Raw genomic sequence first — 11728 nt, forward strand, 5'->3', positions numbered from 1 at the left:
CTTGACGCAGGGCGGCGTTGGTTTTAGTCTTTCCCTGTAATCACGGGGAGCCGACCGGTCCTGGCATCAGGGCGAAGGCTGAGAGTGTTGTGCGGGAGCGCAGCAGACCCTTTGAACCTGCTCCAGGTAATGCTGGCGAAGGGAGCCACCCGGTGGCCACGATTCCTTCCCCGCATTTCCCCGAGCGCACAGAAGCCATATTATGATCGCATCCAAAGAAGCGTTTGAACCGCAAAGCAGCGACCGCCTGCCCAATTCCACCAAGGTCTATGTCCCGGGCAAATTGTATGCCGATGTGCGCGTGCCGCTGCGCGAAATCAAGTTGAACGATACAAAAACTTTCACCGGCAAGGTGGAAGCGAACGAACCCGTGCGTGTGTATGATTGCAGCGGGCCGTGGGGCGATCCGAATTTTCAGGGTGACGTGACCCAGGGTTTGCCGGCCTTGCGCGAGGCGTGGATTCGCGCGCGCGGCGACGTGGCGGAGTATGATGGTCGCGCGGTGATGCCGATGGATAATGGATATCTCTCGCAGAACCACGCCGAGTACGCGAGCCATGCGGAGAAGAACCGTTTGCTGCAATTTCCGGGGCTGAAACGCAAGCCGTTGCGGGCGTCGAAGGGGCATTCGGTTTCGCAGCTTTGGTATGCGAAGCAGGGTATCGTCACGCCGGAAATGGAATTCATCGCCATCCGCGAGAATCTGGGACGCCAAATGGCGATGGAGCAGGTGGAAAATAAAATGGGCGATCGCCGCGTGTTGAACCAGCAGCATCCGGGGCAATCGTGGGGCGCGCGCATTCCCGCGCACATCACGCCGGAATTTGTGCGCGACGAGGTGGCGCGCGGTCGCGCGATCATTCCCGCGAACATCAACCATCCCGAACTCGAGCCGATGATCATCGGGCGGAATTTTCTGGTGAAGATCAACGCGAACATCGGCAACTCGGCGGTGGCTTCGAGCATTGAAGAGGAAGTGGAAAAGATGCGCTGGGCGACGAAGTGGGGCGCGGACACGGTGATGGATCTTTCGACGGGAAAAAATATTCACGCGACGCGCGAATGGATTTTGCGTAATTCACCGGTGCCGATTGGAACCGTGCCGATTTATCAGGCGCTGGAAAAAGTTGGCGGCAAGGCGGAGGAATTGACCTGGGAAATCTATCGCGACACGTTGATCGAGCAATGCGAGCAGGGCGTGGATTATTTCACGATCCACGCGGGCGTGTTGTTGCGCTTCATCCCGATGACGGCGCGGCGCGCCACGGGAATCGTTTCGCGCGGCGGCAGCATCATGGCGAAATGGTGTCTGACGCATCACAAGGAAAGTTTTCTCTACACGCATTGGGACGAGATTTGCGAATTGATGGCGGCGTATGACGTGAGCTTCAGCATCGGCGATGGCTTGCGTCCCGGTTCGATTGCGGACGCGAACGACGAAGCGCAGTTTGCGGAATTGAAAGTGCAGGGCGACCTGACCAAGCGCGCGTGGGCGCACGGCGTTCAAGTGATGAACGAAGGCCCCGGCCACGTGCCCATGCACATGATTCAGGAGAACATGGAGAAGCAACTCGAGTGGTGCAGCGAGGCGCCCTTCTACACGCTCGGACCACTTACGACAGACATCGCGCCGGGTTACGATCACATCACCAGCGGCATCGGCGCGGCGATGATCGGCTGGTACGGCTGCGCGATGCTTTGTTACGTGACGCCAAAGGAGCATCTCGGCCTGCCGAACAAGAAGGACGTAAAGGACGGCGTCATAACATACAAAATCGCGGCGCACGCGGCGGACTTGGCCAAGGGGCATCCCGGCGCGCAATATCGCGACAACGCATTAAGCAAGGCGCGGTTTGAATTCCGCTGGGAAGATCAGTTTAATCTCGCGCTCGATCCGGAAACCGCCCGCGAATTCCATGACGAGACGCTGCCGCAGGACGGCGCAAAGACAGCGCATTTTTGTTCGATGTGCGGCCCTCATTTTTGCTCAATGAAGATAACCGAGGATGTCCGCAAATATGCGGCAGAGCAGGGCGTGAGCGAAGAACAAGCGCTCAAGCAGGGCATGGACGAGAAGTCGAAGGAGTTTGTCGAGAAGGGCGCGGAAGTTTACGGGAAAATTTAATGAATGGCTCGGTCGCGACAAGCGGCCGAGTTGCATTCAACTTGCGTGATTAAGCTTTGTTTTCGTCAGGGCTTAACCAGACCGGCGAAATTGGCGCGATAGCGCCATAATAAAAAGAGCGCCAGCGCCGCGACCACACTCGCCATCGGCAAGCCCGAGGGATCGAGGCAAATGTGGAAGATGAGGATGTTGACGACGACGGGGCCAAGGAGCGTCAAGCCCAGCGGGACGAAGCGGCCCAAAAGAAGAATCAATCCGCCGACAACCTGGAATACGCCGACGACGCGCATGTAGCCAGATTCAAACATAGGTTTCATCCACTCGGCGACGAGGCCGGTTTGCGGCGGCATGGGCAGAAATGGATGGAGAATATTCAGACCGAAGACAACGAACATCAGTCCCAGTAGAATCCGCACGATGATGGTTGCTATTTTCATACCGAAGTATAACGCAAGTTCGCTTTTCGCCAAGTGACCTTGTGATTACAGACCGAGCCCGCCAAAATCCAAAAACGCGGATTTTTCTTATGAAGCCGGTGTGTCGTCTGTCACTTCAGCCGCGGACGCCTGCGTGCGCGATTGGCGAATCTCTTCGGCGCTGAGCAGCACGGCGTGTTTGATGAGGCGGCAGAATTCTTTTTTGCTGACGTGATGGTGCGAGCCTTTGCGCGCGGCCAGGTTCTTGAAGGACTTGTATTCCACTTCAAGCCGTTCGAGGTGAAGGATGAGAAAATATTCGTCGCCCGAATTCCAAATTTGGCCTTGCAGCAATTTCACGGGGTTAAATTACTTCGCGAGTGCAATGATAGCGAGTGATTTTGTGTTGAGGGTTTGCGTTGCAGGTAAGGCGGAATTAAAGGAGCGGCCCGGCTAAGGAAATTTTTCGCCGCGTTCCAAAGGATTGCCGGCGAGAAAATCCTGCACGCTCATACGGCGGCTGCCTTCGCGTTGAAGTTCGGTGATGCGCAAAGATTCGCGGCCGCACGCCACGACGACGCCGGATTTATCGGCGGACAAAATGTTGCCGGGTTCGCCCGTGGCGTCGGCGACTTCGGCGCGCCAAATTTTTAGCAGCGTGGGCGGTTTCGGAAGGTGAGTGAACGCGCCCGGCCAGGGGGTGAACGCGCGGATGCGATTGAGCAGCGTGGCGGCGGGCTGCGTCCAGTCGAGCCGCCCGTCTTCACGAGTGATTTTGCGGGCGTGGCTTGCGCCTTCGGTGGGCTGCGGACGCGGAATTATTTTGCCCGCGATATAATCGCGAATGGTCGGAATGAGCAGCTCCGCGCCGATTTGCGCGAGGCGATCGTGAAGCGTTTGAGAATTATCGGTCGGCGCGATGGGCGTGGTTTGTTGCGTGAGGATGTCGCCGGTATCCATGCCCACATCCATTTTCATGATGGTCACGCCGGTCTCGGGTTCGCCGTTGAGAATGGCCCATTGAATGGGCGCGGCCCCGCGATATTTCGGCAGGAGAGAGGTGTGGACATTCACGCAGCCGTGGCGCGGCAATTCAAGAATTGCGGACGGCAAAATCTGGCCGTACGCCGCGACCACAATCAAATCCGGCGCAAGCTCGCGCAGTTGCCGGATGAAATCTTCATGGCGCGCACGCTCCGGTTGCAGCACGGGCAACTGCGCCTTGAGCGCAGTTTGCTTGACGGCGGAAGGCTGCAATTTGAGATCGCGTCCCTTGGGGCGATCCGGTTGCGTAACCACGGCGAGCACGCGAAAATCCGGCTGGCGCACGAGCGCTTCGAGGCTGGCGCAAGCCAGTTCGGCGGTTCCCATGAAAATGATGCGTAACATGGCGAGAGTGGCGAACGCGGACGATCCCGCGTTTCGCTTAACGCAAGAGACGCCGAGGTTTGGGGTTGCGCGGCAGCGATTGAGAAATCGGCGCGACGGGCGGCGCGGTCACTTCACGACCGCCCAGAGAAGTGGCGCAACGCGAGCAGAGATACTCATGCAACTCGCCGGTCGGCAGCACGAGCAGAAGCTTCTCGCGGACGGGTTGCGAACTTTTACACTTCGGGCAATAAAGTTCGCTGGCGCTGAAATCTCCGAATTGTTGCGGCATGCAAAATTACATTTTGGCGATGTGACCCAAAATATCTCTCAATACTTCGACGGGCGTTTGGGTGGAGTCAATCTCGTGCACGATATTTTTCCCATAGAAACGGAGCACCGGCTTGGTTTCGCGTTCATAAGTTTTGAGGCGGTCCTTGATGATGCTAAGATTGGCGTCATCCAGGCGGTTTTCCCGGAGCGCGCGGCGCTGCAAACGCTCGACGAGTTTTTTCATGTTTGGGCAGCGCAGATAAAAAACCGCGCCCACATCGAGCGTGTCCTTGAGCATTTCCGCCTGGTGCGCGTTGCGCGGAATGCCGTCGAGGACGAGCGTGTCCTTGGCGGGTTGAAAGCGCCCGCTACGCTGGCAATTATCAATGAACTGGCTCCACAGTTCGACCGTCGGTTCGTCGGGAACAAGCTGGCCGCGGCTGGAATAATCAATGAACACGCGGCCCAGGGGATTGTCGGTGGTCAGGTTGCGGAACACATCGCCGCAGGCGCAGTGAAAAAAAAGCGGGATCGAGCCGAGGATTTTTCCCTGCGTGCCCTTGCCCGCTCCCGGGGCGCCGAACAAAAGAATGGTGCGAAATTTCATAGTTCAGGTTGATGGATTCTGTGTGACCGGACAAACGCCCCGTCACACTTCTTTATATTTTATCTGCACTTCCTGAATTTCAACGAACGGAATGGTGATGTCTTCAAAAGCGGGCCCTTTCTGCACCTGGATTTGCAAGTCATTTGCCGAGAGACGGCTGATGCGCTGGGCGATGAAAGTGTCGCGATTGGAACGTATGAGCAAATCCTTGTCTTTATCCGCTTCGGGCCGCGTTATGGCGGTGAACGCATTTAATTGCGTCTCGAAAAAGCGCCGGTTGAAAGTGAACTGGCCGCGGAGAAAAACTTTTTTGGGCGGCTCGGGCGCGCGTGGGGTGGCAGCGGCGGCGGAAGCATCAGGGGCAGCGCCGCCTTCAACGGCAGCTTCCGCGTGCTGTTCGACCGGCACTTCCTGTTCCGCGGCGATGGCAGCGGCGACGCCCGGCTCCAACTTTTGTTCTTCCGGCACATTCCAATCCGGAGACTTCGTCTTGATATTCGAAGGCATCGCGAGAAAAATTATCGGCCCGATCACGGGAGCGACCGCGGACACGCCGCAAACCAACCCGGCAGGTTGCGCGCGAAAAATAGAAATTTCATAACCGGCGTAAAGATTGGCCGCGTATAGGAGAAACAAGGTAAATAATCCCGTGCTCGAAGTGAACAGCGCGCCGATCAAGGAATGTCCCGTTGGCCGGTCGAAGTGCGGGACTGGCTTTACTTCAATCACTGGACGCGGAGCACGCTCGGTGCTTTCCTCGATGAACGGCTCGACGAAGGGGGCGGCCTTCGGATTGTTTTGATCGAGATCCTTCAAGTCGGCCTGCGAAACTTTGCTCCACGGAAGGCGATCCGCATAACTGCCATCCGCCTGTTTCAGGATGACGCCCTTGTCATCCATCGAAACAATTTCTCCGGAAATAGTTGAATTATCAGTGAGATGAAAGGTGTCGGCGCGGGAGATTCCAGCCATAAGGCCGAACGACAGCAGAATCACGGTGAGTATTTTATGCACGATGGATTTTTCCATAACAAATCGGCGATGGCAAAGGAAGAAAATTCAGCGGCGGATTCCGCGCAATCGGCATCACGCGTTCTGCCAGGCGGGGGAAGGTTGAGTCGGCGGTGAGCCGTTGCCGAGTTCGTCGGCAAGGTCTTCGACCACCCAGTTTTTCTTTTTGTGGTTCAATCGGTCAGCCGCGGCGCCGTGCTCCCAAACCGCATAGCGAATGGTCTTCAACGGATCGGCTTGCAACGCGCATTGCGCCAGCAAACCGGCGATGTAACCCGAAAGGACATCGCCGCTGCCGCCTTGCGCGAGTTCAGGGTTGCCCGAGGGATTGACGAATAACGGCCCTTCGTGGCGGCCAATCAGTGTTTGCGCGCCCTTCAAGACGACCCAGCAATTTCCCAGCCGCCGGGAGATTTCGCGCAAGGCCGACGGACGATTCGCCTGCATCTGATCGGCGGAAAGCCGCAGCAACCGCCCCGCCTCGCCGGGATGCGGAGTGATGACGCGCACCATGATTTCCGGCAGCGGGCCGACGGGAATCCAATCGAGCGCGCTGGCATCAATCACCAGCGGCACCGGGGATTTTTGCCAGAGCAATTCGGTGGCGTCGCGAATTTCTTCGGGCAAATCTTTCGCCGCCAGGCCGGGGCCAATCAGCACGGCATTATTCTTGTCGGGCAAATCAAGTTTGGGATGCCATTGATGTACCATCACCGCCTGTAATTGCGACGCGACGACCGGATAAACACTCGGCGGTGTATGGAGGGTGATCAAGCCGGCCCGGGCGCGTTGTGCGCCGCGCGAGGTCAGCACCGCTGCGCCATGATAACCGGCACTGCCCGCCACGATCGCAAGACGGCCAAAATCTCCCTTGTTCGCAGCGACGGAACGTGGCGGCGGAAAATTATAAAAATCTTCGCCCAGGGTCCAATTAATCGGGCTGGTAAACGGATTGGGTATAAGGCCGATTTCCGGGGCGACTTCGAGGCGGCCGACGTATTTGCTCGCGGCGGGAGAAAGCAAACCTTGTTTGGGCGCGCCAAGAGTGAGCGTGATCGCGGCCTGAATCGCTGCACCTTCGGGTTCGCCGGTATCGGCATTCAATCCCGACGGCGTGTCCACGGAAAGCACCCGCAACTCGGCATCGTTGATTTGCGCGATGAGCCGCTGCCAATGCTCGTCCAGCGGGCGGTTGATGCCGATGCCGAACAAACCATCCACGACCAGCGCGGGCCGTTGCTCAAGCAGATGCGTGATTTCAACCAGAGATTTTTCCGGATCATTTACTTCGCAAAGGCGCACCCGCAAATCGGAAAGCTTGTCTTTGGCCGCGCGAGTGTCGTTTCCATTATTGCCCTTGCCGGCGATGATGAGAACGAGATCGTCGGCGGTGACCAGTTGGCGGACGCGGCGGGCAATGATTTCGCCGACGCGCGCGATGACTTGGGATTCCGTCGTGCCCAGCGCCCAGGTGCATTTCTCCCACTGGCGCATCTGGCTCACGTTGATGACGGGTGAGGGCATAGGAAATTGTGTGCGGTTACGGCTTCAAAGATTTGTGCGGCCAGTGGCAGCCGCATTTCGCGATGATGTAAGCCATGCGAGGTTAAGATGACCCAAAGATCTAAATCCTCAAATCAAATTTCAAAAAGATGCTATGCCAACGGGAGGGCGAGTGTACTCGCGAGCCGTATATTTATTCTGACTTCAATCCAAATACGGTCTAATAATCCCCGTCCAAAGCGTGTAACACTTGTCGCTTGGATGCAGCCGGTCGGAAAGAAATAAATCCGGCTTCGGCTGGCCATTGTCGCCAAGCATGGGGGTATAGACGTCTATGAATTTTAACTTATCGTTCGACATACCTTTGATCGCGGTGTTCACCGCGACGATTTTATCGCGCAAATTCCAGCGCAAAGGACAAGGCTTGATGGAGAGATAAGCGATGACTGTATCCGGCAGGCGCGCGTGGACTTTTTCCACAAATTCGCGGTAATCGGCGATCACTTGCTCCGCCGAACGGCCGGCGGCGAGGTCGTTATCACCCGCATACATGACGACCAGGCGCGGGTGATACGGAAAAAGAATGCGGTCGGCGAGCGCGGTGGAATCGGGGATTTGCGAGCCACCGAATCCGCGGTTGATAATCGGCTTGCCAGGGAAAGCATGCACGAGATTCGTCCACTTGCGGAAACTGGAACTGCCGATAAATAAAATCCCGTTTTGTGGCGGCGGGTTGGTGCGGTCACTCGCCTCGAACGCGCGGATTTCTTTTTCCCATTGCGAAGTGTCGTGTTTGGCCTGCGCTTTTACATTGAAACAAGCGAACGCGAGCACGAGACAAAAAATGGAGCGAAAGATTTTTTGCATGACGCCAGCGTGCAACGATTGTGAACGGAATAAAAGAAAAAGTTCGGCGGATTTCATTTTTAATGCTTTGCGATTCAGCGGTTCAAATTGACTGTCTGCACGAATCAAAGCATGCTGGCCGTATGGATCCGTTGAGTCAGGAAGAGATTCGTCACGCGGTGCAGTTCGCGCTCGCAGAGGACGTCGGCACTGGCGATGTCACCACGCTCGCGACCGTGCCGGATTCCGCCATCGCGCGCGCGACGATGAAGGCACGGGAAACGCTCATGCCGGCGGGACTGGAATTTGCCGCAGTCGCATTTCGCGAACTTGCTTCCAATCTTAAAATTAAACAGCTCGCCGCCGATGGTCACGCGGTGCAGGCGGGACAGGATTTGTTGATTGTTGAAGGTTCGGCGCGCGCGATCCTTTCGGCAGAACGCGTCGCCTTGAATTTTGTACAACGGCTTTCCGGCGTGGCCACCTTGACGGCGCAATTCGTCGCGGCAGTGCAGGGGACGCGCGCGCGCATTTTGGACACGCGCAAAACCACACCGGGGTGGAGGCGCTTTGAAAAATACGCCGTCACTTGCGGCGGCGGGCAGAATTATCGCATCGGTTTGTATGACATGGTGCTCATCAAGGACAATCACCTCGCGGCCTTGCGACATGAACTGCCGAATGCCATCGCCGTGGCGGTGCGGCGCTCGCGCGAGCGCTATCCTAAATTGAAAGTGGAGGTTGAAGCCGACACGCTGGAGCAAGTCGAGCAAGCTGCCGCGGCGGGCGCGGACATTATTTTGTTGGATAACATGAACCTTGTGCAACTGCGTGACGCGGTAAAAATCGTCGGGAGCCGCGCGCAAACGGAGGCAAGTGGCGGAGTGAATATGGGAACCGTGCGCGGCATTGCCGAGACGGGCGTGGATTTGATTTCGGTCGGGAGTATTACGCATTCGGCCCGCGCGGTGGACATCGGTTTGGATTTCGAGGAATTGTGACGATAGACACGAAAATTCTCACTGCATTGCGCGTCGCCAGCGGCGGCGTCTCGGGCACAGAACTTTCACAAACGCTGGGCATCAGCCGAGCAGCGATATGGGCGCGCATCCAGGAATTGCGTTCGCTCGGTTACGAAATCGAGGCGAGCCCGCATCTGGGCTATCGCCTGTTGAGCGCGCCGGACTTGCTGCACGCGGATGATTTGCTTTCCGGTCTTGGCCGCACCAAGGTGATCGGGCGCGACATCCAGGTTTTTGAGGAGACGACTTCGACCAATGATGTTATCGAAAAATTGGCGCGTGACGGGGTGAAGGAAGGCGCGGTGGTATTTGCGGAATCGCAGACCCAAGGGCGCGGGCGAATGGGCCGCAAATGGGTCTCGCCGCCGCGCAAAGGACTTTGGTTTTCGATTCTGTTGCGCCCGGCGATGCGTCCGACGATGGTGACGCAACTAACCATCGCCGCCGCGACCGGCTTGTTCCGCGCGATCCAGGCCCAAACGGGAATCACGGCGGAAATAAAATGGCCGAATGATATTTTGATTCGCGGAAAAAAAGTGGCGGGCATTCTTACCGAATTGAGCGCCGAACTCGACACGGTCAAATATGTCATTCTCGGCATGGGCGTGAGCGTGAATTTGAGCGCAAGTGATTTTCCGGCGGACGTGCGCAAGATCGCGACGTCGCTGCGCATCGAGACCGGCCAGCGGCTCGACCGCGCGGCGCTGGCGATTCGGATTTTGCAGGAACTCGACCGGGATTATCAGCGCATCGCAGCCGGAGAATTCGAATCGGTCGCCAACGAATGGGAAGAACATTGCGCCACGCTCAGGCAAAATGTGGTGATCAATATCGGCGGTCGCACGCTTCGCGGAACTGCCGAATCGTTGGACACCGACGGCGCGCTGCTGCTGCGCACGCAACATGGGCGACTCGAACGAATCATCGGCGGCGACGTCACGATTGAAAAATAATCGTATGATTCTGTTACTGGACATCGGCAATACGCACACGCATTTGGGGTTGGGAAATTCGACGCGGGTTTTCAAACAACTAAATATCCCAACGGCGGCATGGTTTGATGGCGGCGCGGCGAAATTGATTTCAAAATTTGTTGGGCGTGCGTTGTTGAAAGGCGCGGCCTTGTGCAGCGTAGTGCCGCATGCGACACCGCGAGCGGTTCAGATGATCCGGCGCGAATGGGATTTGGTTTGCGTCATCCTTTCACCAAAAACTTTGCGCGGCGTGGGCATTGATTACCCGCGGCCAAAAACGATTGGGCCGGATCGCCTCGCAAATGCGGTCGCGGCGAAAGAGCATTTTGGCGCGCCATCCGTCGTGGTGGATTTTGGGACGGCGGTGACATTCGACGTGGTGGACCGCGCGGGAAATTATGCCGGGGGCATCATCGCGCCCGGCCTCGCCGTGATGACGGATTATTTGCACGAAAAAACGGCGTTGCTGCCGCGCATCAAAATCCGCGAGGAACGCGCGGTGATCGGAAAAAATACCGAACAGGCCATGCGCATCGGCGCGGTCCATGGGTATCGCGGATTGATTCGCGAACTTATTGGCGAGTTAAAACGCGATCTGGGCGTGAAAAATTTGCCGGTAGTTGCGACCGGTGGTTACGCAAAATTAATGGCGGCGGAATTGCCGGAGATTACCGCGATTGACCCGATGCTGACGTTGGAAGGCTTGCGGCTGATTTGGGAACGGCGATGAGTCTTGAGCTTGGCAGAAATTATTGGCAATCTCCGCGCGAATGAACCGCATTGTTGAACGATTCGCGCGCCTCAAACAAAACCGCCAAAAGGGTTTTGTGGTCTATATCGGCGCGGGCGATCCCGATTTGGAAGCAACCCGGAAATTGGCGCTCGCATTCGACCAGGCGGGCGTGGATGTGCTCGAACTGGGTGTGCCCTTCAGCGATCCGCTTGCGGATGGTCTCGTGAATCAACTCGCGGCGCAACGAGGCCTTGAATCGGGCACGACGCCGCCGAAGGTCCTCGAAACGGTGCGATTGATCCGCCAGGACTCACAGGTGCCGATCGTTTTCTATATTTATTTCAATTTGCTCCATCGCTACGGTTTCAAAAAATTCATCGAGGATGCCGCGCGCGCGGGCGTGGACGGTTTGCTGGTGCTCGATTTGCCGCCGGAGGAATCGGAAAATTACGAAGCGATGATGCGCGAGGCCGGCTTGTGCGTGATCTACCTGGTTGCGCCGACGACGCCGGATGAACGCATCGGATTGATCGTCAAGCGCGGCACCGGATTTATTTATTATGTTTCGCGCGAAGGCGTGACGGGGATGCAATCGAAAGTCTCAACCACGATTGCGGACATGACGGCGAAAATTCGCGCGCACACGCAGTTGCCCATTGCGGTCGGTTTTGGAATCTCGAATCCCGAGCAGGCACGCACAGTTGCCGCGAGCGCGGAAGCGATTGTCGTGGGCAGCGCCATCGTCAACCAGATCGCGCAGCATGGGCGCAGCCCGGAAATGGTTCCGCAAGTGACGGCATTTGTGAAATCGCTGGGCGATGCAGTGAAGACATTATGAAGCGAACTGTTA

At 57.2% G+C, this 11728-nt stretch carries 13 protein-coding genes and 1 riboswitch; of the genes, 5 read left to right on the top strand and 8 right to left on the bottom strand.

Features of this window, described 5'->3' with window-relative positions; all coding sequences use genetic code 11:
* Positions 1-43: 43 nt before the first annotated feature.
* Positions 44-144: riboswitch (TPP riboswitch) on the top strand.
* A 58-nt stretch (positions 145-202) separates the two neighbouring features.
* The gene (gene thiC / locus VH413_04175; protein HEX3797876.1) at positions 203-2125 is read left to right on the top strand and encodes a phosphomethylpyrimidine synthase ThiC; all 1923 of its coding nucleotides are present in this window, start codon (positions 203-205) and stop codon (positions 2123-2125) included.
* Positions 2126-2190: 65 nt separating this feature from the next.
* Here thiC and VH413_04180 read toward each other — a convergent pair whose 3' ends face one another.
* The 8 genes from VH413_04180 to VH413_04215 all read right to left on the bottom strand — a co-directional run bounded on the left by VH413_04180 (position 2191) and on the right by VH413_04215 (position 8227).
* A complete protein-coding gene (locus VH413_04180; GenBank protein HEX3797877.1) occupies positions 2191-2562 on the bottom strand; it encodes a hypothetical protein in 372 nt (123 codons plus the stop codon).
* Positions 2563-2649: 87 nt separating this feature from the next.
* Positions 2650-2901, bottom strand: coding sequence for a hypothetical protein (locus VH413_04185; protein HEX3797878.1), 252 nt, complete (start codon positions 2899-2901; stop codon positions 2650-2652).
* Between the two features lie 93 nt (positions 2902-2994).
* Positions 2995-3930 carry a methionyl-tRNA formyltransferase gene (gene fmt, locus VH413_04190; protein HEX3797879.1) on the bottom strand — a complete coding sequence of 312 codons (936 nt, stop codon included), beginning with the start codon at positions 3928-3930 and terminating at the stop codon, positions 2995-2997.
* Positions 3931-3967: 37 nt separating this feature from the next.
* On the bottom strand, positions 3968-4201 hold the full coding sequence (locus VH413_04195) for a hypothetical protein (GenBank protein HEX3797880.1): 234 nt from the start codon (positions 4199-4201) through the stop codon (positions 3968-3970).
* Between the two features lie 6 nt (positions 4202-4207).
* Complete coding sequence (locus VH413_04200) at positions 4208-4789, bottom strand: nucleoside monophosphate kinase (protein HEX3797881.1); 582 nt, start codon at positions 4787-4789, stop codon at positions 4208-4210.
* 42 nt (positions 4790-4831) lie between these two features.
* Positions 4832-5818: a hypothetical protein gene (locus VH413_04205; protein ID HEX3797882.1), complete on the bottom strand. Its 987-nt coding sequence runs from the start codon at positions 5816-5818 to the stop codon at positions 4832-4834.
* 57 nt (positions 5819-5875) lie between these two features.
* A complete protein-coding gene (locus VH413_04210; protein HEX3797883.1) occupies positions 5876-7324 on the bottom strand; it encodes an NAD(P)H-hydrate dehydratase in 1449 nt (482 codons plus the stop codon).
* 183 nt (positions 7325-7507) lie between these two features.
* Entirely contained in the window at positions 7508-8227 is a 720-nt protein-coding gene (locus VH413_04215; protein HEX3797884.1) for an SGNH/GDSL hydrolase family protein, read from the bottom strand.
* A gap of 65 nt (positions 8228-8292) precedes the next feature.
* Here VH413_04215 and nadC point away from each other — a divergent pair, with 65 nt between their 5' ends.
* Genes nadC through trpA form a run of 4 tightly spaced genes read left to right on the top strand, consistent with a single transcriptional unit; the run spans position 8293 to position 11716 of the window.
* Positions 8293-9150 (top strand): carboxylating nicotinate-nucleotide diphosphorylase, encoded by an 858-nt coding sequence (gene nadC / locus VH413_04220; protein ID HEX3797885.1) that lies wholly within the window; start codon positions 8293-8295, stop codon positions 9148-9150.
* Positions 9147-10124, top strand: coding sequence for a biotin--[acetyl-CoA-carboxylase] ligase (locus tag VH413_04225; protein ID HEX3797886.1), 978 nt, complete (start codon positions 9147-9149; stop codon positions 10122-10124). The genes nadC and VH413_04225 overlap by 4 nt, the downstream gene beginning before the upstream one ends.
* A gap of 4 nt (positions 10125-10128) precedes the next feature.
* Positions 10129-10875 (top strand): type III pantothenate kinase, encoded by a 747-nt coding sequence (locus VH413_04230; protein HEX3797887.1) that lies wholly within the window; start codon positions 10129-10131, stop codon positions 10873-10875.
* A gap of 40 nt (positions 10876-10915) precedes the next feature.
* A complete protein-coding gene (gene trpA / locus VH413_04235; protein ID HEX3797888.1) occupies positions 10916-11716 on the top strand; it encodes a tryptophan synthase subunit alpha in 801 nt (266 codons plus the stop codon).
* Positions 11717-11728 lie beyond the last annotated feature (12 nt).

Source organism: Verrucomicrobiia bacterium (assembly GCA_036268055.1).
In the GTDB taxonomy this organism is placed as follows: Bacteria; Verrucomicrobiota; Verrucomicrobiia; order Limisphaerales; family Pedosphaeraceae; genus DATAUW01.